Origin of the sequence: Streptomyces sp. NPDC049887, assembly GCF_040656535.1 — a bacterium.
GTDB lineage: Bacteria > Actinomycetota > Actinomycetes > Streptomycetales > Streptomycetaceae > Streptomyces.
In genome coordinates, this window is record NZ_JBFAMM010000013.1 from 127,994 (window position 1) to 150,827 (window position 22,834).

Annotated in this window: 20 protein-coding genes and 1 riboswitch; of the genes, 2 read left to right on the forward strand and 18 right to left on the reverse strand. The window is 72.1% G+C overall.

The features are described 5' to 3' along the window. Window position 1: 1 nt before the first annotated feature. A complete protein-coding gene (locus AB0J10_RS18180) occupies window positions 2-1,033 on the forward strand; it encodes an STM4011 family radical SAM protein (protein WP_363062666.1) in 1,032 nt (343 codons plus the stop codon). Here AB0J10_RS18180 and AB0J10_RS18185 read toward each other — a convergent pair. Continuing rightward, entirely contained in the window at window positions 994-1,785 is a 792-nt protein-coding gene (locus AB0J10_RS18185) for an SGNH/GDSL hydrolase family protein (protein WP_363062668.1), read from the reverse strand. The two genes, AB0J10_RS18180 and AB0J10_RS18185, sit on opposite strands and share 40 nt — an antisense overlap. Before the next feature lie 222 nt (window positions 1,786-2,007). Further along, entirely contained in the window at window positions 2,008-3,006 is a 999-nt protein-coding gene (locus AB0J10_RS18190) for a LysM peptidoglycan-binding domain-containing M23 family metallopeptidase (RefSeq protein WP_363062670.1), read from the reverse strand. 4 nt (window positions 3,007-3,010) lie between these two features. Continuing rightward, a riboswitch (cyclic di-AMP (ydaO/yuaA leader) is annotated at window positions 3,011-3,165 on the reverse strand. 863 nt (window positions 3,166-4,028) lie between these two features. Here AB0J10_RS18190 and AB0J10_RS18195 point away from each other — a divergent pair. Then, on the forward strand, window positions 4,029-4,844 hold the full coding sequence (locus AB0J10_RS18195; RefSeq protein WP_363062672.1) for a tyrosine-protein phosphatase: 816 nt from the start codon (window positions 4,029-4,031) through the stop codon (window positions 4,842-4,844). A gap of 126 nt (window positions 4,845-4,970) precedes the next feature. On the opposite strand, the gene AB0J10_RS18200 is transcribed toward AB0J10_RS18195, so the two are convergent. The 16 genes from AB0J10_RS18200 to AB0J10_RS18275 all read right to left on the reverse strand — a co-directional run bounded on the left by AB0J10_RS18200 (window position 4,971) and on the right by AB0J10_RS18275 (window position 22,401). After that, window positions 4,971-6,356 (reverse strand): aspartate aminotransferase family protein, encoded by a 1,386-nt coding sequence (locus AB0J10_RS18200; RefSeq protein ID WP_363062674.1) that lies wholly within the window; start codon window positions 6,354-6,356, stop codon window positions 4,971-4,973. Then, on the reverse strand, window positions 6,353-6,625 hold the full coding sequence (locus tag AB0J10_RS18205) for a hypothetical protein (RefSeq protein WP_363062676.1): 273 nt from the start codon (window positions 6,623-6,625) through the stop codon (window positions 6,353-6,355). Before AB0J10_RS18205 ends, AB0J10_RS18200 begins: the two co-directional genes overlap by 4 nt. A gap of 70 nt (window positions 6,626-6,695) precedes the next feature. Beyond that, a complete protein-coding gene (gene hpnH, locus AB0J10_RS18210) occupies window positions 6,696-7,718 on the reverse strand; it encodes an adenosyl-hopene transferase HpnH (protein WP_363062678.1) in 1,023 nt (340 codons plus the stop codon). A gap of 5 nt (window positions 7,719-7,723) precedes the next feature. Further along, complete coding sequence (locus AB0J10_RS18215; protein WP_363062680.1) at window positions 7,724-8,413, reverse strand: 1-hydroxy-2-methyl-2-butenyl 4-diphosphate reductase; 690 nt, start codon at window positions 8,411-8,413, stop codon at window positions 7,724-7,726. Next, complete coding sequence (gene shc, locus AB0J10_RS18220; RefSeq protein WP_363062682.1) at window positions 8,414-10,444, reverse strand: squalene--hopene cyclase; 2,031 nt, start codon at window positions 10,442-10,444, stop codon at window positions 8,414-8,416. Window positions 10,445-10,581: 137 nt separating this feature from the next. Next, on the reverse strand, window positions 10,582-11,682 hold the full coding sequence (locus AB0J10_RS18225; RefSeq protein WP_363062684.1) for a polyprenyl synthetase family protein: 1,101 nt from the start codon (window positions 11,680-11,682) through the stop codon (window positions 10,582-10,584). Beyond that, window positions 11,679-13,100, reverse strand: a complete 1,422-nt coding sequence (hpnE, locus tag AB0J10_RS18230; protein WP_363062686.1) for a hydroxysqualene dehydroxylase HpnE — start codon at window positions 13,098-13,100, stop codon at window positions 11,679-11,681. Before hpnE ends, AB0J10_RS18225 begins: the two co-directional genes overlap by 4 nt. A 103-nt stretch (window positions 13,101-13,203) precedes the next feature. Further along, window positions 13,204-14,145, reverse strand: coding sequence for a presqualene diphosphate synthase HpnD (gene hpnD, locus AB0J10_RS18235; protein ID WP_363062688.1), 942 nt, complete (start codon window positions 14,143-14,145; stop codon window positions 13,204-13,206). A gap of 8 nt (window positions 14,146-14,153) precedes the next feature. Further along, on the reverse strand, window positions 14,154-15,077 hold the full coding sequence (hpnC, locus tag AB0J10_RS18240; protein WP_363062690.1) for a squalene synthase HpnC: 924 nt from the start codon (window positions 15,075-15,077) through the stop codon (window positions 14,154-14,156). Window positions 15,078-15,490: 413 nt separating this feature from the next. Beyond that, window positions 15,491-16,291 (reverse strand): ABC transporter ATP-binding protein, encoded by an 801-nt coding sequence (locus AB0J10_RS18245; protein ID WP_363062692.1) that lies wholly within the window; start codon window positions 16,289-16,291, stop codon window positions 15,491-15,493. Then, a complete protein-coding gene (locus AB0J10_RS18250; RefSeq protein ID WP_363062694.1) occupies window positions 16,278-17,207 on the reverse strand; it encodes an ABC transporter permease in 930 nt (309 codons plus the stop codon). Before AB0J10_RS18250 ends, AB0J10_RS18245 begins: the two co-directional genes overlap by 14 nt. A 93-nt stretch (window positions 17,208-17,300) precedes the next feature. Further along, window positions 17,301-18,173, reverse strand: a complete 873-nt coding sequence (locus AB0J10_RS18255) for a glycosyltransferase family 2 protein (protein ID WP_363062696.1) — start codon at window positions 18,171-18,173, stop codon at window positions 17,301-17,303. Between the two features lie 5 nt (window positions 18,174-18,178). Then, window positions 18,179-18,958, reverse strand: coding sequence for a CDP-alcohol phosphatidyltransferase family protein (locus AB0J10_RS18260; RefSeq protein ID WP_363062698.1), 780 nt, complete (start codon window positions 18,956-18,958; stop codon window positions 18,179-18,181). After that, entirely contained in the window at window positions 18,936-20,000 is a 1,065-nt protein-coding gene (locus AB0J10_RS18265; protein ID WP_363062700.1) for an iron-containing alcohol dehydrogenase family protein, read from the reverse strand. Before AB0J10_RS18265 ends, AB0J10_RS18260 begins: the two co-directional genes overlap by 23 nt. Next, window positions 19,988-20,725: a phosphocholine cytidylyltransferase family protein gene (locus AB0J10_RS18270; RefSeq protein ID WP_363062702.1), complete on the reverse strand. Its 738-nt coding sequence runs from the start codon at window positions 20,723-20,725 to the stop codon at window positions 19,988-19,990. The genes AB0J10_RS18265 and AB0J10_RS18270 overlap by 13 nt, the downstream gene beginning before the upstream one ends. Beyond that, complete coding sequence (locus AB0J10_RS18275) at window positions 20,722-22,401, reverse strand: DUF5941 domain-containing protein (protein ID WP_363062807.1); 1,680 nt, start codon at window positions 22,399-22,401, stop codon at window positions 20,722-20,724. The genes AB0J10_RS18270 and AB0J10_RS18275 overlap by 4 nt, the downstream gene beginning before the upstream one ends. Between the last annotated feature and the right edge of the window lie 433 nt (window positions 22,402-22,834).

Sequence of the window (22,834 nt, forward strand, 5' to 3'; positions counted from 1 at the left end):
GATGGATCTGACCGTGCTCTACCGCGGGCCGTTGGCGTCCTGCGACTACGACTGTCCCTACTGCCCGTTCGCCAAACGGCGGGACAGCCGGGAGCAGTTGCGGGCCGACCGGGCGGCGCTCGAGCGGTTTGCGGCCTGGGCCGCGGCGCGGGAGGGCGAGGACCGTCTGTCGGTGCTGTTCACCCCGTGGGGCGAGGCGCTGGTGCGCTCCTGGTACCGGCGTGCGCTGGCCGAGCTGTCGTGGCTGCCGCACATCCGCAGGGTCGCCGTCCAGACCAATCTGAGCTGCCGCACGGACTGGCTGGACGGCGTCGACCCGGACACCCTGGCGCTGTGGTGCACTTACCACCCGGGCCAGACGCCGTACGACCGCTTCCTCGGCAAGTGCCGGGACCTGGTGGGGCGCGGAATCAGGTTCAGCGTCGGGATCGTCGGACTCGAGGAGCACCTGGAGGCCGCGCGCCGGCTGCGGGCGGACCTCCCGGGCCATGTCTATCTGTGGGTCAACGCGGCGGACGGGCACACGTACACGGACGGGGAGGCCGCCCGCTGGACGGCGCTCGACCCCCTCTTCCCGTACAGCCGGCACCCGCACCGCTCGGCCGGTCTGCCGTGCCGCACGGGCGAGTCGGTGGTCTCGGTGGACGGCGACGGCACGGTGCGGCGCTGCCACTTCGTGCGGTCCGGGCTCGGCAACCTCTACGACGGCTCCTACCGTGCGGCGCTGGGTCCGAGGGCGTGCCCGCTCGCGGTGTGCGACTGCCACATCGGCTACGTCCATCTGGAGTCGCTTCCGCTGTACGACGTGTTCGCGGGCGGGGTCCTGGAGCGGGTCCCCGCCGGGTACCCGGACTCCGTACCCGGCTTCGGCAGCGCCCGAGGCCTGGCACCGCACGGCGCGGACCCGGTGCCGGGCCCGCGCTCCGTCCCGGACTCGGCGTCGGTCCCGGTGGCGGGCTCCGGGGCGGGCCCCTCCCGCTCCGGGTCGGGCGATCAGAGCGGCAGCAGGTCCGGGCGCTTCGGCTCCACGTGATCACCGGACGATTCGCCCCGGAGCCGCCGTCCGATCCAGGGCACGAGGTGCTCCCGGGCCCATTGGATGTTGTCGAGGCGTACTTCGTGGCTGCCGCGCGGCGGCAGCGGCGGCCACGGCTGGTCCGGGTCGGCGGGCACGTCCAGACCGAGCACCTGCGCCGCGCGCAGCGCCACCCGTGTGTGCCCCTCGGGCGAGAGGTGCAGCCGGTCGGCGTCCCAGGCCCGCCTGTCCTGCACGGACTTGAGCGACCAGAGGTCGAGGACCGGGCAGTCGTGGCGATCGGCGATGGCACGGACGTGTGCCGTGTACGTGGCGATCTTGCCCCGGAGGTGGCGTAGCACGGGCACCCCGCGGGTGTCGAAGCCGGTGGTCACCATCACCGTGCCCACGGAGGCGGCGAGGTCGGCGACGGCCCGCTCGAAGCGTTCGGCGACGTCGTCGGGGTCGCTGCCGGGTCGGATGATGTCGTTCCCTCCGGCACAGAACGTCACCAGGTCGGGGGCGAGTTCCTTGGCGCGCGGGACCTGCTCCTCGACGATCTGGTCGAGTAGCCTGCCGCGCACGGCGAGATTGGCGTAGCGGAGGTTGTGTTCCGGTAGGCGGTCGTCCAGCAGGACCGCGAGGCGGTCCGCCCAGCCGACGAACCGGCTGTCGGGTCCGGGGTCTCCGACGCCCTCGGTGAAGCTGTCACCGATCGCCGCGTACGACCCGAAGAAGTCCTTTGCTCTTGATCGCGAATCATCTGCCACGTCGAGTCATCATTCACCTCGAGAAGTGACCTACGCCACCGTAGGGAGGGCTTGACGGCGCGTGATATAGACCACCAGGTCAGTTTTCGGCAAAGCGGGAATAGCCGTCGGACGCGCCCGCCATCCGGCACCGACCCCGGCCGGGGCCCGGAACGGAGCCGTCCGCCGGCCCCCTGCGCGGGGCCGGCGGACGAGGACGCCGCGCGAGGTACCGACGCGACGTCAGATCGCGACCCCGTGCTGACGCAGGTAGGCCAGCGGGTCGATGTCCGACCCGTAACCGGGGCTGGTGCGGATCTCGAAGTGCAGGTGCGGGCCCGTGGAGTTGCCGGTCGAGCCGGACAGGCCGATCTGCCGGCCGCCCGTGACGCTCTCGCCGGAGGCGATGGAGAGCTGGGAGAGGTGGGCGTACTGCGAGTAGGTGCCGTCGTCGTGCTTGATGACGACCTCGTTGCCGTACGCACCGCTCCAGCCGGCGGAGACGACGGTGCCGGGACCGACGGCCTTCACCGACGTGCCGGTGGGGGCGATGAAGTCCACACCGGTGTGGTAGCCGCTGGACCACATGGCACCGGCGGTCTTGTACGCGGTGCTGACGCCGCCGACCACCGGGGCGAAGTAGCCCGAGGGGATGTTGTTGACGGCGGTACCGGCGGCAGGAACCCGGACGGGAGCGGCCGCGGGAGCGGAGGCGCCGCGGTCTGCGGTGCGGGAGGCGCGCTCGGTGGAGGCAGCCGGCCTCTCGGCCGCGGCCTTGGCCTTCGCCGGGGACTTCGCGTCGGCCTTCGCCGGGGTCTCGGCCTTCGACTCGGCCTTCGGCTGGGGCTTCGCGTCGGCCGTGGCCTTCGGCCCGGCGTGGAGGCTGAGCCGCAGACCCGGGTGGATCAGCGACGGGTTCTCACCGACGGCGGCACGGTTGTCGGCGTAGAGCTTCTTCCAGCCGCCCGTGACATCCTGCTCGGCGGCGATCTTCGACAGGTGGTCACCCGCCACGACGGTGTAGGTCTCGACCGCCTTGCCGGCCTGCGGCGCCTGGGGGACGACGGCCTGGTGCACGGTCGGAACGGCGTGCCCGGCGGCGGGCGCGGACTGCCCGGCGGCGTTCGCGCCGGCGGCACCGACGAACGGGATGGCGATGGCGGCCCCGCCCGTACCGGCAGCGACGAATCCGCGCCTGAACGGGCTGGTCCTCGGACGGCGGTGCTTCCCCTTACCGGGCATGGCGCATTCCTCTCCGCCGCCTGCGAGGTGAGCTGTCGGGTTCGGGCTGGAGCTGCCCGGCCGCGCCGTGGGCGCGGCTTCACCCCGAGCCGTCCGGGGTCACGGAACGGCGCAGTACCTGGGTCCCCCGCTCCTGCCACATGTGGGTGGGTGCGATATTCCGGACGGCGGCAGGATTAGGCGTTCCGACCGGATTGCGGTGACCGTAAGGGAGCCGGGTCGGTGCGAACAAGCCGTCATTTCCACCGGGAATCGACCTGCCGGATATCGGCACACATTTCCCGGTCACACTCCGTGGATCACGGATCTTCGATTTCCACGCGGACAAGGGAGTTGGGCCGTCGCCCGCCGCACGGAACGTCACGGATATGATTCCGCTCACGGGTGGACGCCACCCCCATTACCAATCAGGGCGCGCCCACCCTAAAGCAGCCAATTCGGACACAACACTCATTGCGGACGCAATACATTCAAGGGCGCGAGTGTCGCAGAAAAACATCTTTCACTCGTCCGGCCGGAATTCCATTCCCACAACCCCCGAATTGCGGTGGTCTGCCCCACCCGGGGAGCGGCTGGGGCCGCCGGGGTAGCGGTCCGGGTTCGGGGTCCGGTGCCCCGTTCCGGCCCGCTCCCCCGTCCCCCGCCCGAGCCGGGCGCCGTCGGCCACGAGGAGCCGCACGCCCGTCGCCGCCGCCGGCACCCCGCCGAGTCCTCCGCGGCCGCGTCGTCCGGCTCGATGTGCGGCCCGCCGGTGTGGAAGAAGGAGTTCGACCCGATCGGTCGGGAACCGTGCGCAGCTGCCCCTCGCGCCGGACAGAAGCCGGATTCGGCCGTCGCCGACCTTCTCGGTGATCCGGACCTCTCGGACTCCGACAACTCCGCACATCGTCGGGGGGAGTTCGACGGCGGGCAACGGCCCGGCACACACGGGTCGAGATGATTGCCTGAGGAATCGATGTCGTAGTGTCAATACCGCGCCCTCGTCGGCGAGCAGTGCCGACCGCAGACACGGAGGAGCCCCCGTGACTCAGCAGCTGCCCCAGACCCCGTCGACCGAACCCGAGCTGTCCGGTGTGCGCAACTTCCGGGACGTGGGCGGACTGCCGACCGTGGACGGACGGCGCGTGCGGTACGGACGGCTGTTCCGCAGCGGCCATCTCGCGCACGCGACGGACACCGACGCGGCCTTCCTCTCCTCGCTCGGGCTCCACACGATCTTCGACTTCCGCAATTCCGCGGACCAGCGGCTGGAGGGCCCGGACGTCGAACTCGCCGGGGTGCGCAACGTCAATATCCCGCTGTCCGACCCGGCCGACGGGGCCGAGTTCTGGCGGATGGTGCGGGACGGCGACCTCGACCAGCTGAAGTCGATCCTCGACGACGGCCAGGCGGCGGGGCGGATGGTCGCCTCCTACCGCCTGATCATCAAGGAGCGCACCGCCGAGCACAGCCGCGTCCTGCACGCACTGGCCGAGGACAGCACGCCGGCGCTGATGCACTGCGCCGCGGGCAAGGACCGGGCGGGCCTGTCCATCGCCGTCTCGTTGCTGGCCGTGGGGGTCGAGCGGGACGCCATCGAGGCGGACTACCTCAAGTCGAACGACCCGCACCGGCGCTACAAGGTGCGTCGCAGCGACAGCTCCCCGGCCGGGATGTCACCCGAGGTGATGGAGTTGCTGAGCCCTCTGTTCGACGCCCGCGCCGAGTACCTGGCGGCGGCGTTCGAGACCATGGAGGAGGTCTGGGGCAGCACCGAGCGCTATCTCCAGGACGGCCTCGGCCTCACCGGCGCGACGCGGGAGCGCCTCCGTGGGCGGCTGGTCGACGGGGCGGTCTGAGCGGCGGCGGGCGGCCGGTCCGCAGCCGCCCCCGCGGCACCTGCACGGCGGGAACGCGCCTGGCGGGCCACGCGCCGCCCGGTGACCTTGCGGCTGCCGGGGCCGTGACGTCCGCGATCCGGCCGTTCAGCGACCGGCGACCGCCTGCTTGACGAGGGTCCTGCCGAAGTCCCACATCAGCCCGCTGCCGCCGTGCGCGTCGTCCATGACGGCGGTGAAGGCCTCGACGAACCGGTCCACCTCCGGTTCGCCGATGATCAACGGCGGAATCAGCTTGATCACTTCCAGCCGGTCGCCGGAGACCTGGGTGAGGATGCGGTGCCGCTGCAGCAGGGGCACGACCACCATCTGGGCGAACAGCCCCTTGCGGGCCGCCTGCAGCATCGTCCAGCGGCTGCGGAGCTTCAGCGACGACGGTCTGCCGAACTCGATCCCGATCATCAGTCCGCGCCCGCGGACCTCGTGGAGCAGTTCGTAACGGCCGACGAGCGCGGCGAGCCGCGTCCGCAGCAGGTCCCCGGTGGCCCTGGCGTTCGCGACGACCTGCTCGTCCTCGATCACCGACAGCACGGCGAGACCGGCCGCCATGGCCTGGGCGTTGGAGCCGAAACTCGCCGAGTGCACCAGCACCCGGTCCATCGACGAGTAGACCTTCCTGAAGATCCAGTCCTTGCCCAGGGCCGCGCCGACCGGCACATAGCCCCCCGACAGGGCCTTGGCGACACAGACCAGATCGGGCTCGACGCCGTCCTCGTGCTGGTAGGCGTAGAAGTCCCCGGTCCTGCCCAGACCGGTCTGCACCTCGTCGGCGATCAGCAGCGCCCCGTGCCGGTGCAGCAGCTCCTGAGCGGCGCTCAGGAACCCCGGGGGTGCCTCGTGCACGCCCTTGCCCTGGATCGGCTCCACGACGAACGCGGCCACGTCGCCGTGTGCCAGTTCCCGCTCCAGCGCCGACAGGTCCCCGAGTTCCACCGCGGTGTCCGGGAGCAGAGGGGCGAATCCGTCGCGGAATCCCGCCTCACCGTTGACCGACAGCGAGCCGGCCGTCAACCCGTGGAAGGCGTGGCCGCAGTACAGGATCCGGGGCCGGCCGGTCGCGTACCGGGCGAACTTCAGGGCCGTCTCCACGGCTTCCGTACCGCTGTTGCAGAAGAAGACCCGGTCCAGGTGGGGGCTGTGGGCGAGCAGCCTCTCGGCCAGCAGTCCGGGCAGGGGCGGACAGTCGAAGCGGGTCAGATCGGCGAGGGAGGCGTCCAGGACGTCGTGGAGCGCCTTGCGGACGACCGGGTGGTGCCGGCCGAGGCCCATCACGCCGAACCCCGAGAGCATGTCGAGGTAGTCGTTGCCCTCCGCGTCCCAGAAGTGGGCGCCCTCCCCACGCTCGTACACCTTGTCGAAGCCGATGGTCCGGAGCATCCGGGGCAGTTGGTGGTTGAGATACCGGCCGTGCAGCCCGTACCGTTCGCCGCCACGCTCCGCGAGCAGCTTCGTGAGGTCGAACTCGTTGCTCATCCGCCGTGCTCCTCGATGTCCGGGGTGTCGGGGGTCGACCCGGCCGTCCGGGTCTCCGGGGACGCAGGGGCCTCCGCCTGCCCGCCCCGGGCGAGAGCGGCGGCGAGGGCCCCGGCGATGTCGACCGGGGTCAGCCCGACGTCGGCCGGCCCCCCGGCCCGCCCGGAGTGGGTGAGGAACTCCCCGGTCTCCTCCGCCGGTTCGTCGAGTTCCGTTTCCGTCAGCGCCTCGAGGTCGCGCGCTCCTCGGATGTGCTCGAGAGTCGTCACGCTCGTGCCCCCTCTCCGATCCGTTGCGCTCCGGCAGGGGCGCTCGGCGTCCACCGGCCGTCGCCCGCTCTCAGCTCCCGCTGCCCGACACGGTTTCGCGCGCGGCGCGCAACGACTCCTTGAGGGAGCCCATGGTCGCCAGTACGGCGGTCGGCTCGTAGCCGCAGTGGGCCATGCAGTTGGCGCAACGCGGGTCCCGGCCGCGGCCGTACTTGCTCCAGTCCGTGTCCTCGACGAGCTCCTTGTACGTGGGGACGTAACCGTCGCTCATCAGGTAGCAGGGGCGCTGCCAGCCGAAGAGCGAGTAGTTCGGAATCGCCCAGGCCGTGCAGGGGAAGTCGACCTTGCCCTCCAGGAAGTCCAGGAAGAGCGGGGAGTGGTTCAGCCGCCAGCGCCGCCGGTTGCCGTCGGCGAACGCCTTCCGGAACAGCTCGCGCGTCTGCTCGACACCGAGGAAGTGCTCCTGGTCGGGGGCCTTCTCGTAGGCGTACGCGGGAGAGATCATCATCTCGTCGACCTCGAGGTCGTCGTTGAGGAAGTTCAGCACCTCGATGACCGTCTGCGGGGTGTCGGTGTTGAAGAACGTGGAGTTGGTGGTGACCCGGAAACCGCGCCGCTTGGCCTCCTTGATCGCTTCCACCGCCTCGTCGAAGACGCCCTCCTTGGCGACCGACTCGTCGTGCCGCTCGCGCAGCCCGTCGATGTGGACGGCGAAGGCGAAGTACCTGGACGGGGTGAACCGGTCCATCTTCTTCCGCAGCAGCAGGGCGTTGGTGCAGAGGAAGACGTACTTCTTCCTCGCCACCAGCTGCCGCACGATCTCCTCGATCTGAGGGTGCATCAAGGGCTCGCCACCCGCGATCGAGACCATCGGGGCTCCGGACTCCAGAACGGCGCCCACGGCCTGGGCGACCGGCATCCGCTGTTTGAGGATCCCGGCCGGGTGCTGGATCTTCCCGCAGCCCTCGCACTTCAGATTGCACGCGAACAACGGCTCCAGCTCCACGATCAGCGGGAACTTCTCACGCCTGCGGAGCTTCTGTTCGAAGAGATAGGTCCCGACCCTGATGGTCTGGCGGAGCGGCATGGCCATCTGGCTCACCTCCTGGGGAGCAGCAAAGAACGGTGCCATTCGTAGAAAGCGGGCAGTACGGCACGCAGAACACGGAAAGCCGATATTCCACCGCGCACCGTGCCGATACGGACCAGCTCATGCTCTGGAGCGTCCACGACCACCCGGACGGCCGCAACCGGGAGCACCCCGGCTCTCCGGGCGCTGCGGAGCGTCGCGGCGGACTCCATGTCCACCGCGATCGCGCCGGTCGCCGCCAGCCCCGTCCGCTCCTGCCCGCGCACCACGTGGTCGGAGGCGGTGAGCGGGCCGGTGTGCACGGTGCGCCCGGGCAGCGCCCTGGCCACGGCCTCCGTCAGCACGTCCGTGGCCGTGCAGGGCGTGGCGCCCCAGGGCCCCCGGGTCTCGTCGGCCACCACCACGTCACCGGGGTGCATTCCCGGGGCGAGTCCCGCGCAGAAGCCGGAGGCGATGACGCCGGCCGCGGGAACGGCCCCGGCACGGCGCCGGCGACCGTCCGCTCCGTCACCCAGTGCCTTCGCGAGGGCACGTTCCGCGTTCCTCGGGCCCATGCCCGTTCGGAGCAGGGTCACCGGCCCCGGCGCACCGCTGCGGCCACCCGCGCGCAGGGCCAGCCGCTCGATGCCGAGGGCACAGGCGATCAGCAGCGGCGGGAGCGGCTCGTCGGCGGGCGGCGTACCGGGGGCAGCGGACACTCAGCCCCCGTTCCGGCCGGTCGACGGCTCCCCGTGCACGTACCGGCCGAGGGCCATCAGCGGGAAGACCTGCCGGTAGATGTGGTAGTTGATGGAGAAGTCCCAGGGGAAGCCGGTCCCCGTGAAGTACGGTTCGTCCCACGAGCCGTCCTCGCGCTGCGCGGCGGCGAGGTACGCGATGCCCCGCCCGACGGCCTTCCCGTCCCGCTCGCCCGCAGCCAGCAACGCCAGCAGCGCCCAGCCGGTCTGGGAGGGCGTGGACACGCCGCGGCCGATCCACGACTCCTCGCGGTACGAGCGCAGGTCCTCACCCCAGCCGCCGTCGTCGTTCTGGACGGACTCCAGCCAGCCGACGGCCCGGCGGATCGCGGGGTGCGAGACGGGCACCCCGGCCGCGGTGAGGGCCGGGACGACCGCTCCCGTGCCGTAGATGTGGTTGACACCCCACCGCCCGAACCAGGCGCCGTTCGGCTCCTGTTCGCGCAGCAGCCAGTCGACTCCGCGGCGGGTGCGCGGGTGGTGGGCCCGGCCCTCGTGGGCCAGCATCTCCACGACGTGCGCGGTGACGTCGGCGGACGGCGGGTCGACGACCTCCCCGAAGTCGCAGAACGGCAGCCGGTTCGGGAAGGTGCCGGTGTTGTCTGCGTCGAAGGCGCCCCAGGCACCGTTCCTCGACTGCATCCCCAGCGTCCAGTTGCCCGCCCGGGCGACCGCCTCCTCGACCCGCGCCGGGTCCGGGTGTTTCACCCGGCGCAGCGCGAGGACGACCTCGGCCGTGTCGTCGACGTCCGGGTAGTTGTCGTTGTGGAACTCGAACGCCCAGCCGCCGGGGGCGAGGTGCGGTCTGCGCACGGCCCAGTCACCGGGCCGGGTGATCTGCTCGCCGAGCATCCAGTCGGCTGCCCTGACCAGTGCCGGGTGGTCAGCGGGCACCCCGGCGTCGGAGAGCGCCAGGACGGTCAGGCAGGTGTCCCACACGGGCGACTGGCACGCCTCGATCATCCTGGCCGGGCCCTCCGTACGGCCCGCCCCGCCGGTGGCCTCGTCCCGCCACACGGCGAAGCGGTCCAGCGACTCCAAGCCGGCGCGCATCACCGGGTGGTCGAGGTCGTAGCCGAGCAGGTGGAGGGCGATCACCGAGTAGACGGCCGGCGGCTGGATGCCGCCCCAGCAGCCGTCGTTCTCCTGCCGCTCGATGATCCAGCGGGCGGCGCTGTTCATCGCCGCGCGCCGCAGCGGGCGCAGGGCCACCTTGTGGTAGCCGCGCAGCAGCCGGTCGAGGCGCTGGAAGACCCCGTCCCAACTGGCTGCCGGAGCCGGCGGACGCTGCGGGTTGGGATTGCGGCGGTCCGTGTGGAGCTCGTCGAGCGCGAACGGCGCGGGCCGCACGGGCCGCTTCGCCGAGACGACGGTGAGCGGCACGATGGTCTGACGGGCCCAGCAGCCGAAGTCGTAGATGTTGAGCGGGAACCACGGGGGCAGATAGATGATCTCGGGCGGCAGCTCGGGCAGGTCCTCCCACTGCCACCAGCCGAAGAGCGCCAGCCAGATGCGGGTGAACACGCGGCTCGCGGCGATCCCGCCCTGCGCCCGGACCCAGGCGGCGGCACGTTCCATGTGCGGATCGTCGGGACGGTCGCCGGCGAGGCGCAGGGCGACGTACGCCTCGATGGTGGTGGAGAGTTCGCCGGGACCTCCGTAGAAGGTGGCCCAGGTGCCGTCCGCGCGCTGCTCGCCGCGGATGAAGACGGCGGCGGCTGCGGTGGTCTTCTCGTCCTGGATCCCGAGGAACTGACGGAGCAGCAGGTCCTCGGCGTCCATGGTGACGTTGGTCTCGAGGTCGGCCTTCCACCAGCCCTGCGCGTCCTGCCTGCCGAGCAGGTGCTCGACGGAACGCTGCGCCGTCAGCAGGGCGGTGGTGCCGAGGTTTCCGGGGTCCTCCGGAGCCGGACGGTGATCGGTCGTACGGTCGCTGGCCGAGGCTGCGCGGGACGCCGGGGCCCCGCCGCTTCCGTCGGTCGTCGCTGTCATGGCTTCCCCTTCTTGCAGTCGGACGTGCTGCTTCGGGTCTGCCGTCGGCCGGTACCGGGAGGGCACCGGCCGGCGACTGCGAGCTCATATGCGATTGATCGTGATCATCTCCGTCGGTGCCGTCCGCGGCCCGGTGCTCATCTCTTGCGTACGACGACGAAGTCGGCGAGGGCGACCAGCTGCGCCCTGACGTGCCCGGGCATGTCGACCCGGTCCAGCGCCTCCACGGCGACGGCGTGCTGCCTGCGGGCCTCCTGCGAGGTCCAGTCGCGACCGCCCGCCTCCTCGATCAGTGCCGCCCGGGCGGCGAACTCCTCCTCGGAGAAGCTGTCGAAGTCATTGCTCTTGGCGTCGGCGGCGAGCAGTTCCCCGAGCCGCTGCGACGCGGGACCGCCCGCGGCGAGCGCGGCGACGACGGGCAGGGACTTCTTGCGCTGGCGCAGGTCGCTCCAGGTCTGCTTGCCGGTGGCCTCCGGGTCGCCCCAGATTCCCAGCAGGTCGTCCACGGCCTGGAAGGCGAGCCCCAGGTGATGGCCGTACGCCTCCAGGGTGTCGGCGGTGCGGTCGTCGGCCCCGCCGAGCACGGCACCGATGGAGACGGCGCAGGCGAGCAGGGCGCCCGTCTTGTTGCCCTCCATCTCCAGGCACTCCTCGACGGTGACCCGCTCGCGGTGCTCGTAGGAGATGTCCTGGGCCTGGCCGTCGATGAGCTTGCGGGTGGCGGTGGTGAGCCGGCGGGTGGCGCGGCCCGCCTCCACGGTGCCGAGCTCCAGCAGGATCTCGTTGGCGAGGGCGAAGAGCGCGTCGCCGACGAGGATGGCCTGCGCGGGCCCGTGCACCTTCCACACCGTGTCGCGGTGGCGGCGTTGCTCGTCACCGTCCATCAGGTCGTCATGGAGCAGTGAGAAGTTGTGCACCAGCTCGACGGCGACGGCACCGGGGACGCCCACTTCGGGCGCGGCCCCGGCGGCCTCGGCGGACAGCAGCGCCAGCGCCGGGCGTACGGCCTTGCCGCCGTCGCCGTCCGCGGGACGGCCGTGGGCGTCGATCCAGCCGAAGTGGTAGGCGGCGACGGTGTCCATGGGGGGCGCGAGCCTGTCAACGGCAGCGCGCAGCACCGGGGTGGACATCGTCCGCCCGCGCTCGAGCAGGGCGGTGACGGCCTCGGTGTCGACAGCCGGGTTCGCCGAAGGCGCAGTCGGCACTTTCTCTCCTCTGGTTCCGGACGTGGGTCTCATGCCGCCTCCTCGAGCGGATGTTCGTGGCGGCGGCCGAGGGCTGCGAGCGCGGCACCGGCGGCGCTCAGTCCGCTGCGCACGGCGCCCTCCATGGTCGCGGGCCAGCCGGTGGCGGTCCACGACCCGGCCAGGCAGAGGCCGGGGGCGTTGGTGCGGGCGCCGGGCCGGAGCCTACCGACACCGGGGACGGGGGCGAAGGTCGCCGTGCGTTCCCTGGTGACGAAGAAGTCCCGTACCCGCGCCCCGCGGGTCGCGGGCAGCAGCCGTTCCAGCTCGGGAAGGTAGCGCTCGCGCAGTACGGAGACGGGGGTGTCGATCTCGTCCTCGGCGGCGGACTGGGACAGGGCCAGGTACTGTCCGGCCCGCCGCCCTCCGTCGCCGCCGGGCACGCCCGCCGTCAGACCGGAGGCGTCGGTGCGGTCGAAGACCCACTGGACGGGGCTCCCCAGCGCGGCGAAGAAGGGCCGGCGCAGCACGCGGCGGTCGTAGACCACGTGCAGATTGAGGATCGGCGCGGTCCCGATGCCGAGCAACCGGTCCGGGTCGTCCAGTGCGCCCTCGGGGAGCAGTGCGTGCGCCTCGCGCTGCGGTACCGCGAGGACGACGGCGTCCGCGGCCAGCCGGCCGGTGCCTGCCGTGACGTTCCAGCGCCCGTCGTCCGCCCGGCCGACCTCGCTGACGCGGGTGCGCAGTTCGGTGCGGACGCCGGCCGTGTCGAGGGCCTTGCGGGCCAGGGTGTCGTGCAGCTCGCCGAGGGGGACCCGGGACCAGCCGATGTCGGCGGCGCCCGGGTCGGAGAGCAGCCCGGTCCTGAAGACCATCGCGGCGAGGGCCATGGAGGCGTTCGGCGCGGTGGCGTTGAGGGTGGCGACGCCGACCAGGTCCCAGAGGGCCTCGACGGCTCTCGGGGACTGGCCGTGGCGGCGCAGCCAGGTCGCGAAGTCGATGCCGTCGAGGGCGGGGTCGGCGGGGTCGAGTCCTTTCAGCGCGAACGCGGCGCGACCTACCGCGGCCCGCTCGGCGAGGGAGAGGTGGGGGTAGCGCGCGAGGCTGCCGGCGAGGTGCAGGGGTACGGGCAGGGCGGTGCGCCGCAGCCGCCCGAGGCGGGGGCCTCCGGGGTGGGCCACGTCGAGGACGGGCACGTCGAGGCGCGGCTGGAGCGGCGCGAGGCGGGCGCCGTCGACGCGGTCGAGGAACCAGCGGTACGCGGTGCAGCAGCGCAGATAGACGTGCTGGCCGTTGTCGACGGTCAACTCGCCGCGCCGGAAGGAGAAGGCGAGTCCGCCGAGCCTGGGCCGGTTCTCCAGGAGTGTGACGCGCAGACCGGCGTCGGCGAGGCGGAGTGCGGCGGTCACACCGGCGAGCCCGCCCCCGACGACGACGGCGTGCCGCTCGGAGGTGCCGTCCCGGTACGTCACGGGCCCTCCCCGGCGGTGGGGAGGGCGCCCGGAACCGCCGCGGCGTGCCGTGCCGTCGCGCGAGGCCCGGCGGCGGTCGGGCGCCGGGTCGGCCTCAACCGGTTCATCGGACGCGCCTCCTGACGGCCTTGCGGGAGATGTGCCGCGCGTCGAGCCCGGAGAGGCCGCGCACGGCGACGTAGGCCTTCTCCCTGCCGGGGAGGGAGACACGGCCGCGCAGGACGGCCATGGGGTCGCGCTCGATACGGTCGAGCAGCCGGCGGTAGATCCCGGCCATGGCGGCCACGCAGGCGCCGCTGCGCCTGTCCAGCATGGGCAGCAGCCGGTAGCCCTCGGCGAACAGCCCCCGGGCACGCCGCACCTCGAAGTGGACGAGCCCGGTGAAGTCGGCCCCGGACGGCGGGATCGCGCGGTGGAATCCGCCGGTGCAGCCGAACTTGGCGAGGTCGTCGGTCGGCAGGTACGTCCGGCCGCTGCTCGCGTCCTCGCGGACGTCGCGCAGGATGTTGGTGAGCTGGAGGGCGAGTCCGAGGGTGTCGGCGTACTCGGAGGCCCGTTCGGCGCCGCGCGCGCCGGGCAGGGTGCCGAACACGCCGAGGGAGAGTCGTCCGATGGCCCCCGCGACACACCGGCAGTAGACCTTGAGGTCGTCCCAGGTCTCGTAGGTCTCGCCGCGGACGTCCATGAGGACCCCGTCGATGAGCTCGTCGAGGGCGTCGAGGGGGATCGGGAAGCGGTGCGCCGCGTCCGCGAGGGCCACGGCGACCGGGTCCGTGTCGTCCTCGTCCACCGCCCCGTCGCGGATCCTGCCGAGGAGCTCGCGGGTCCCTTCGAGCCGGTCCCGCTTGGCGGCCTCCCCGAGGAGACCGTCGCCGATGTCGTCGACGCGCCGCGAGAAGGCGTAGAGCGCGGACATGGCCTGGCGCTTGTCGGCGGGCAGGAGCCTGATGCCGTACGCGAAGTTGCGCGCCTGCGTCCCGGTGACGGCCTCGCAGTAGCTGTACGCGGCCCGCACCGGCGCGGACATGTGTGTGAACTCCTCCATGCTCCGGCTCACCCCTCTCTACGCGCTCTGTGCAGGACGGCTGCCACTTCGCGCATCAGCCGGGGCCTGGTGGGCCCGGGCGGCCCGGGGAGGACGTCGTGGCCGACGGCCTCGATCGCGGCGAGGGCGGCGCGCCCCCCGGCGACGAAGCCGGCGAGCAGCAGCCTGAGCCTGCCATGGACGCTTCCCACGAGCGGGACGCCCTCCTCCAGCAGCAGTGCGGCCCGCGCGGCCTCGTGGGCGATCAGGGCCCGTACGGGCGCGCTCGCGGTCGGGGCCGCCAGGTCGTCCTCGGTGACGCGGAACCGCCGCATGTCCTCGGCGGGCAGGTAGACCCGGTCCGCGGCCAGGTCCTCGGCGACGTCCTGGAGGTGCTCCACGATCTGCAGGGCGGTGCACACGGCGTCGGACCGGCGGATCCGTTCGGGACTGGCCGTACCGGTGATGGCCAGGACGAGCCGGCCGACGGGGTTGGCGGAGAGCTCGCAGTAGCGCGTGAGGTCGCCCCAGGTCTGGTAGCGGCGGACGAGCTGGTCCTGGCGGTTGGCCTCGATCAGGCCGAGGAACGGCTCGGGGGTGAGTGCGCGGCGGCGCACGGTCGGGACCAGCGCCCGCAGCAGGGGATGGCGCGGGCCGCCGCCGTCGCCGCCGGAAAAGATCCGCCGCAGATCGGCCTCGAAGGCGTCGAGCATCGCGAGCCGGTCGTCGCTCCGGGCGGGGTCGAGACCGAGCAGCCGGGCGTCCGCTCCGCCGGGGGCGAGGTCACCGTCGCCGATGTCGTCGACGAGTCGGGCGTAGCCGTAGACGGCCATGAGGTCGCCGCGCCAGGCGCGCGGCAGGAAGAAGGGTGCCACGGGGAAGTTCTCGTCCGCGGCCTTGGCGAGGGTGGTGCGCGTGGAGGCGTCGGGGCGCACCTGCCGGGTATCTGTCACTGCGGGCTGCCAGGTGCGGGGACGGCACTGCCCACGCGGAGCTGGAGATCTTCCGTCATGGCCGTCACATCTCCCGTTCTACACTGCCGACCCAATACATCCTATTTCGGACACGCCGCCGGTCCCCACGAGGGGCTTGGCCGTCCGGCAGCGGGGACACCCCAGGGTGCATCGCCCCACTTGCCGTGAATCAGCACCGGTACAGCTTAGGTTCCGCATCGTCCCCGGCCTCGGCGGGGCACCTGCCGCGTCGCGGAAGCAGGGCGGCACGCCACCAACCACCGCGAGCGCAGCGGCGGGTGACGACCGGTCGGGGCCGCGCGACCCCGCGCCGGGCCCGCGGAGCCCGGCCGTGCGAGGGCCCTCGCGGCAACGGACCGGCGGGGGCCTCTCGGTCCACGGCGGGAGACCGCCTACTTCGCGGTCTCCTTCTCGTACGCCTTGATCACCTCGTCGGTCGGGCCGTCCATCAGGAGCTCGCCCTTCTCCAGCCACAGGACCCGGTCGCAGGTGTCGCGGATCGACTTGTTGCTGTGGCTGACCAGGAAGACCGTTCCCGCCTCCTTCCGCAGCTCCCGGATGCGCTCCTCGGAGCGGATCTGGAACTTGCGGTCACCGGTGGCCAGCGCCTCGTCGATCATCAGCACGTCGTGGTTCTTGGCCGCGGCGATCGCGAACCGGAGCCGGGCGCCCATGCCGGAGGAGTACGTGCGCATCGGCAGGGTGATGAAGTCGCCCTTCTCGTTGATGCCGGAGAAGTCGACGATGTCCTGGTAGCGGCCGCGGATCTCCTCACGCGACATGCCCATGGCCAGGCCACCGAGGATGACGTTCCGCTCACCGGTCAGATCGCCCATGAGGGCCGCGTTGACGCCCAGCAGGGACGGCTGGCCGTCGGTGTAGACCTTGCCGCTCTCGGTGGGCAGCAGCCCCGCGATCGCACGCAACAGGGTCGACTTCCCGGAGCCGTTCGTACCGATGAGCCCGATGGCCTCGCCGCGGTAGGCGGTGAAGGTGACGCCCCGGACGGCGTGGACCTTGCGGACGCCGCGGGACTCCCCGCGGTCGCGCCGCAGGATCCGGCTCAGCGCGGCGGTCGCACTGCCCTTGCCGCCGCTGCCGCCGTTGACGCGGTACACGATGTGCACGTCGTCGGCGACGACGGTGGGCACCCGGGCGTCGCGCGGCTCCTCGAGGTGGTCAGCCACGGCCATAGCGCTCCTCCGCCTTCCAGAAGTACACGAACCCGGCGGCACCCAGCAGCAGCGCCCACAGCCCGCCGGCCAGCCACACATGGGTGGGCAGGTTGTCGCGGCCGTACCCGTCGATCAGGGCGAAGCGGACCAGGTCCATGTAGATCGCAGCGGGGTTGTACATCAGGACGTCGGCGATCCACGCGGGCTTGTCCGCGAGCATCACCTTGATCGAGAACATGACGCCCGAGCCGTACATCCAGGTCCGCATGATGAACGGCATCAGCTGGGCGAGGTCGGGCGTCTTGCTGCCCATCCGCGCCATGATCAGCGCCAGTCCGACGTTGAAGACGAACTGCAGCCCCAGGGCCGGCAGCACCAGCAGCCAGCTCAGCGAGGGGTAGCTGCCGAACGCGACCACGATCAGCACCAGGACGATCATCGAGAACAGCAGCTGCTGGAGCTGCTGCAGCGCGAACGAGATCGGCAGCGAGGCGCGCGGGAAGTGCAGGGCACGCACCAGCCCCAGGTTCCCGGAGATCGCCCGGACACCGGCCATGACCGACGTCTGCGTGAACATGAACACGAACACGCCCGTCACCAGGAAGGGGATGTAGACCTCCTTCGGCATCCCGCGGCCCGCGCCGAGGATGAGGCCGAAGATCAGGTAGTACACGACGGCGTTCAGCAGCGGCGTGGCGACCTGCCACAGCTGGCCGAGCTTCGCCTGGCTGTACTGGGCGGTCAGCTTCGCCTGGGAGAACGCCAGGATGAAGTGCCGACGGCCCCAGAGCCGCCTGACGTATTCGACCAGCCCGGGGCGGGCACCGCTCACCGACAGGCCGTACTTGGCGGCCAGCTCCGCCGGTGTCAGACCGTCGTCGGGAGACGGGCGAGCGCTCGTGGCGATCGCGCCGTCGTGGGTTGTGTCACTCACAAGTCGAGACTTTCGTGTTCGAGATGCGCGGCTTCGGCCTCAGGTGATGGGCCAGGTCCCGGAGTACGCCCGATGCTCTCAGATTCCGGGCGGTCAGACGACAGGCGGTCGGCCCAGTCGCGTCAGTCGCCAAACGGTACGCCACCTCATGGGACGGCGCGGCCCGCACGGAGTGGTCCAGCCCTCCTTGAAGCCGCCGCACCAGGCCTTGAGCGCCGCGGCCGAGGGCCGCCTGAGGAGCGTGAGCAGGATCCACACCCCGAGGTAGACGGGCACCAGGGGGGCGGGCAGGTTGCGACGGGCCAGCCACACCCTGTTGCGGGCCACCATGCGGTGGTAGACCGCGTGCCGGGAGGGCGGCGTCGTCGGGTGGTGCAGCACCATGTCGGAGCGGTAGTCGATCATCCAGCCGGCGTCGAGGGCCCGCCAGGCGAGGTCGGTCTCCTCGTGCGCGTAGAAGAACTCGTCCGGCAGGCCGCCGACCTGTTGCAGCACCTTCGTGCGGACCGCGTTCGCGCCGCCGAGGAAGGTCGTGACGCGCGAGGAGCGCATCGGGTCGGACGCACGCAGCCGCGGGACGTGCCGGCGCTGGGTGAGGCCGGTGTCCGGGTCGGCGATCCGGAAGCTGACGATCCCGAGGGCGGGGTCCTCCTCGAACGCCCGGCGCACCAGCTCGGCGGTGTCGTTGTTCGGCAGCAGACCGTCGTCGTCGAGAAAGAGCAGCACATCGACGTCGCCGCCGCCCGGGCCGAACGCCTCGATACCGACGTTGCGGCCACCGGGGATGCCCAGGTTCTCGGGCAGGTCGACCGTGCGCACGCCGTCGGGCACGCCCCTGACCGGAGAGCCGTTGCCGACGACGACCACCTCGACGGGGTCGCCGTCCTGCTTGGCGACCGAGTCGATGAGGGCACGCAGGTCGTCGGGCCGGTTGCCCATGGTGATGATGACGGCACCGAGCTTCATACGGCTCACCTCAGCCTGCTGGAGACGAGGATGGAGACCAGGTGCAGCACCGTCTGCAGCAGGGCGATACCGGCCAGCACCGCCACGCCGAGGCGGGTGAAGAACAGGTCGCCCCGCATCTGGTCCACGATCGAAAGCCCCAGGATGAGCAGCGACGCCTCGATGCCGAGGACCAGCCGGTGGAACTTCAGCGCCGCGGCGGCCCGGCGGGCGAGGGCCATGCCGGACGACCGGGGCTCGGCCGCCGCGTCCTTGACCGGCTCCATCCCGGCCTGGTGCCGGGCGACGCCGACCAGGTCGGTCTCGGCCTTGATCAGGATCGCGCCGAGAGCGGCGAGCGTGCCGAGGAAGGCCCAGAGCCAGTCGATCCGGCCGCCGCCCCACAGGTCCGCCGCGCGCAGGCCGAAGCCGACGAGGACGGCCGCGTCGCACAGGTAGGCACCGACCCGGTCGAGGTACACCCCGGACAGGGAGTACTGCTTCTTCCAGCGGGCGACCTCGCCGTCCACGCAGTCCAGCAGCAGGTAGAGCTGGACCATCACCACGCCGAGGACGGCGCCCCAGACGCCCGGGACCAGCAGGGCCGGCAGGGCCAGGACCCCGGCAATCGTCATCAGGTACGTGAGCTGGTTCGGCGTGGCCTTGGTGCCGACCAGGACGCGGGTGATGCGCAGGGAGATCTCGCGCATGTACAGGCGGCCGCCCCAGTGCTCGCCACTGCGCCGGTCCTTCACACCCGCCGGGTGGACGACCGGACGGAGCTCAGCTACGGATGGTCTTGGCATAGTCGGCGTACGCGTCCCTGATCTGGTCGGTGGACAGGTCGAGGTGCTCGAGGATGGTGAACCGGCCGGGCCGGGTCTGCGGGGCGTACTCCACGGCCCGGACGAACTCGTCGGCGGAGAAGCCGATGTCCTCGGGGAGGACCGGCAGCCCGTGCTTGCGCAGGACCTCGGCGAACAGGCCGGCCTCCTCCTCCGCGCCGCGCAGGTGCATCGCGAAGGCGGCGCCCAGGCCGACCTGCTCGCCGTGGCTGGCGGCGCGCTTGGGGTAGAGCAGGTCGAAGGCGTGACTGATCTCGTGGCAGGCGCCGGACGACGGCCGGGAGTCGCCGCTGATCGACATGGCGATGCCGGAGAGCACCAGCGCCTCGGCGAGCACCGTCAGGAACTCGTCGTCGCCGACGCCCCCGGGGTGCCGGAGCACGGCCTCGCCGGCGGTGCGGGCCATCGCGGCCGCCAGTCCGTCGACGGACTCCCCGATGATCTTGCGGGAGAGCTCCCAGTCGGCGATCGCGGAGATGTTGGAGATCGCGTCGCCGATCCCGGAGCGGACGAAACGGACCGGGGCCTCGCGCACCACGTCCAGGTCGATCACCATGGCGATCGGCGAGGGGACGCCGTACGAACCGCGGCCGTTGTCGTTGTCGAGGATGGAGATCGGCGAGCACAGTCCGTCGTGCGCCAGGTTGGTGGCGACGGCGACCATGGGCAGACCGACCCGCGCCGCGGCGTACTTCGCCACGTCGATGATCTTGCCGCCGCCGAGGCCGACGACCGCGTCGTAGCGGCGCTTGCCCTTGACGTCGTCGGCCAGCTTGACCGCCGAGTCGATGGTGCCGTCCGAGACCTCGTACCAGTCGGCGCCGGGCAGTACCGGCGCCAGCCGCTCGCGCAGGGCCTGGCCCGAGCCGTTGCTGATCGCGATCGCCAGCTCGCCGGACGCGGAGATGCGCTGGTCGGCCAGGACGCCGGCCAGGTCGTCCATCGCGCCGCAGCTGATGTCGACGACGACCGGTGACGGAATGAGCCGGGTCAGTACTGGCACGCGATCTCCCTGCCCTTGGCGAGGTCGTCGTGGTTGTCGATCTCGACCCACCTGACGTCGCCGATCGGGGCCACGTCGATCCGGAAGCCGCGGTTCACCAGCTCCTGGTAGCCGTCCTCGTAGTAGAGGTCGGGGTCGCGCTCGAAGGTGGCCTTCAGCGCGTCGGCGAGTTCCTTCGCGGCCTCGGGCTCGATGAGGGTGACACCGATGTACTCGCCGGTGGCGACGGCCGGGTCCATCAGCTTGGTGATCCGCCGGACGCCCTGGCCGTCCGCGGTGATGACCTTCATCTCCTCGTCGGCGAGCTGCTTGACGGTGTCGAGGGCGAGGATGATCCGGCGGCCGTCGCCGCGCGCGGCGAGCAGGGTCTCCTCGACGGAGACCGGGTGCACGGTGTCGCCGTTGGCGAGGATCACGCCCCGCTCGAGCACGTCGCGGGCGCACCACAGGGAGTAGGCGTTGTTCCACTCCTCGGCCCTGTCGTTGTCGATCAGGGTGAGCTCCAGGCCGTACGTGGCCTCCAGCTCGTCCTTGCGGGCGTACACGGCCTCCTTGCGGTAGCCGACGACGACGGCGACCTCGGTGAGGCCGATCTCGCTGAAGTTCTTCAGCGTCAGGTCGAGGACCGAGAGGTCCCCGTTCACGGGCACGAGGGCCTTCGGAAGGGTGTCGGTGTAGGGGCGCAGACGCCGTCCGGCACCGGCAGCCAGAACAAGGCCGATCATGCGGGTTCTCCTTCGTCGTGTACGGCGGGTGCTCCGGAGGAGACCCAGAAGCGGACGGACTCCGCGACCACCACGAGTGCCACGGCGACCGCGAGGACCGTCAGCGCGATCGTGAACTGCGGGGCGCCGAGCAGGGTGGCCAGCAGCGCGACCGCCAGGGTCCGCCCCTCGTGCCCGCCGACCGCCAGGACCAGCCGGTGCGGGGGCGCGCCGGTGCCCCCGCGGATGCGGTACACCGTGTCGTAGTGATGGTAGGCGACCGCGGCCACCAGGCCGAATGCCGCTGGAAGGGCCCCACTCACGTCCGCCCGGGCGGCCAGGATCAGGATCGTGCCGTACTCCGCGGCGCGGAAGACCGGGGGCACCAGCCAGTCGAGGGCGCCCTTGAGCGGGCGCGAGACGGCCAGGCCGGAGGTGAGGGCGTAGGCCAGGGCGGCGACGACCGTCCAGGGGCTGCCGTAGGGGGCGAGCAGGGCGGTGAGGGTGACCGCCGCGGCGCCGGTCACGGCGATCGCCGGCGGCGCGAGCGCCGGCAGTCGGCGGGCCACGCCCCGGAACGCCGCGGCGAAGCCCTCCGCCAGGGGACCGGAGTCGGCGAGGTCGGCGAGCGCCTGCGCGGCGCGGTCGGTCCTGCGGGCCTTGCGGGTGAGCGAGCGCAGCACCCTGCCCGCCGTGGTGTACGCGGCGGCGAAGGCGCAGCCGATGAGCAGGGCGCAGAAGACGATCCGCGGGGTGGTGACGGCGGTCAGCACCGCGATCATGGCCCAGCGCTCGCCGATCGGCAGCACGATCATGCGCCGGACCCAGACCGTCCAGCCGACGCTGTCGAGCCGGTCGGAGAGCGCGGCGGTGGGACTGGTGTTGGCGGTCGCGTCGTGGTTGGCCTCGTTGAAGGAGAAGTCGACCACGTGGCGGCAGGTCTGCAGCACCATCGCGCCGAGCGCCAGGGCCCACACGTCGTCCCCGCCGCGCGCGGCGCCGAGGGCGAGGCCCGCGTAGTACGCGTACTCCTTGGCCCGGTCGAAGGTGGCGTCGAGCCAGGCGCCGAGCGTCGAGTACTGCAGGGAGTAGCGGGCGAGCTGCCCGTCGGTGCAGTCGAGGACGAAGGAGAGGATCAGCAGCACGCCTGCGGCCACGAAGCCGCCCCGGGTGCCGGTGGCCGCGGCGGCGGCCGCTATGAGCGCGGTGACCAGCGAGGCGGTGGTGACCTGGTTCGGGGTCAGCCCGCGCCGTGCGCACCAGCGGGCGAGGTAGCGCGAGTACGGGCTGATGCAGAACGTCGTGAAGAACCCGTCCCGCGCCTTGACCGCGGACCGCAGCCGGACGTCCTCGTCGTCGACCGCCGCCACGGCCTGCCGGGCCTCGTTGCGGTCCTGGGGGTCGCCGGGCACGGTCGCCACCAGGGTGCCCAGCTCGGGGCGGTGCGGAGCGGCGCCCCCGGCGGTGAGGGCGACCGCGACGAGGTCGGGGAGGACGTCGGACCGGGCGGGGTGGGTGTCCGTGGCCGCTGCGCCGGAGGACGCGCTGTCCTGGGACGACTGCGCGGTGGGCCGCTCGGCCGCCGGTCGCGGGCCCGCGGCCGCCTCGCGCAGGGCTGCCAGCAGGGCGGCGCGTGCCTCGGGTCGGGCCGTGGCCGCGCCGGGGATCGCGGCGGCGGGGAAGCGGGGGTCCGTCAGGCCGAGGCGGAGTGCGTGGACGTGGCCGACGAAGCGCGGGTCGACGAGCGCGGCCCGCTCGGCGGCCGGGACCGCGGCGAGCAGGTCGGCCGCCTCGTCGGCCCCTGACGCGATGTGTACATCGAAGCCCAGCGACCGCAGATCGCCCTCGAGCGGCGATCCGGGTACCGGCGGACCGGTGAGGATGGCGGTCGACAGACGGACTCACTCCTTGGCGCTGATCAGATGGGTGGGCACGGCGGCTCGGCCCGGGACCGGGCGGCGGCACGTCGGCTGAGGCTATCGGATGAACGGAAGCGCGAGTTCACTGAGGTTTCCCGGTGAGGACGCTCCCGCTCTTCCCGCCGGCCGCGTCCCCGGTCCGGGCGTCCCATGCCCTGAACGGTGACCCGCCGCCGGTGCCGCGACCGAGATCATCATCGTCGATCAGTGG

What these genes read in the sequence shown, in the direction of transcription:
- shc (WP_363062682.1), bottom strand. Translation starts at nt 10,444, where the DNA reads ATGACAGCGACGACCGACGGAAGCGGCGGGGCCCCGGCGTCCCGCGCA.
- AB0J10_RS18255 (WP_363062696.1), bottom strand. Translation starts at nt 18,173, where the DNA reads ATGAAGCTCGGTGCCGTCATCATCACCATGGGCAACCGGCCCGACGAC.
- AB0J10_RS18260 (WP_363062698.1), bottom strand. Translation starts at nt 18,958, where the DNA reads ATGCCAAGACCATCCGTAGCTGAGCTCCGTCCGGTCGTCCACCCGGCG.
- hpnD (WP_363062688.1), bottom strand. Translation starts at nt 14,145, where the DNA reads ATGGAGGAGTTCACACACATGTCCGCGCCGGTGCGGGCCGCGTACAGC.
- AB0J10_RS18190 (WP_363062670.1), bottom strand. Translation starts at nt 3,006, where the DNA reads ATGCCCGGTAAGGGGAAGCACCGCCGTCCGAGGACCAGCCCGTTCAGG.
- AB0J10_RS18200 (WP_363062674.1), bottom strand. Translation starts at nt 6,356, where the DNA reads ATGAGCAACGAGTTCGACCTCACGAAGCTGCTCGCGGAGCGTGGCGGC.
- hpnH (WP_363062678.1), bottom strand. Translation starts at nt 7,718, where the DNA reads ATGGCCATGCCGCTCCGCCAGACCATCAGGGTCGGGACCTATCTCTTC.
- AB0J10_RS18225 (WP_363062684.1), bottom strand. Translation starts at nt 11,682, where the DNA reads ATGAGACCCACGTCCGGAACCAGAGGAGAGAAAGTGCCGACTGCGCCT.
- AB0J10_RS18245 (WP_363062692.1), bottom strand. Translation starts at nt 16,291, where the DNA reads ATGGCCGTGGCTGACCACCTCGAGGAGCCGCGCGACGCCCGGGTGCCC.
- AB0J10_RS18180 (WP_363062666.1), top strand. Translation starts at nt 2, where the DNA reads ATGGATCTGACCGTGCTCTACCGCGGGCCGTTGGCGTCCTGCGACTAC.
- AB0J10_RS18270 (WP_363062702.1), bottom strand. Translation starts at nt 20,725, where the DNA reads ATGATCGGCCTTGTTCTGGCTGCCGGTGCCGGACGGCGTCTGCGCCCC.